The organism is Haemophilus sp. UMB1048 (assembly GCF_030218125.1).
Classification (GTDB): domain Bacteria; phylum Pseudomonadota; class Gammaproteobacteria; order Enterobacterales; family Pasteurellaceae; genus Haemophilus_D.
In genome coordinates this window covers 1-311 of record NZ_JASOPB010000057.1, presented here as the reverse complement: position 1 = coordinate 311, position 311 = coordinate 1, and the positions used below count along the sequence as shown (strand labels likewise).

1 protein-coding gene is annotated in these 311 nt (G+C 64.3%); it reads left to right on the top strand.

Going from position 1 to position 311, the window contains the following annotated elements; all coding sequences use genetic code 11:
- Positions 1-311 (top strand): malonate decarboxylase subunit alpha (locus tag QP437_RS09855; protein WP_285267712.1); only part of this gene is annotated, 311 nt, incomplete at both ends.

Here is a 311-nt window from a genome sequence, read left to right as displayed (position 1 = left end):
AACCTTCGTTGAGACGCTGGATGCAGTTGAGGTGGCGAAAACCTCCGGCATGCCGCTGGCGCCGGTAATGATTTATGGTGATGACGTCACCCACGTCCTGACCGAAGAGGGTATCGCCTACCTGTACCGTGCGGAGAGCCTTGAAGAGCGCCGGGCGATGGTCGCCGCGGTGGCCGGGATCACCGATATTGGCCTCGGGGTGGACGCCAAACGCGTCGCCGCGCTGCGCCAGAGCGGCAAAGTGGTGTACCCGGAAGATATCGGCATTCGTCGCAGCGATGCCACCCGCTCGCTACTGGCCGCCGGCAGCG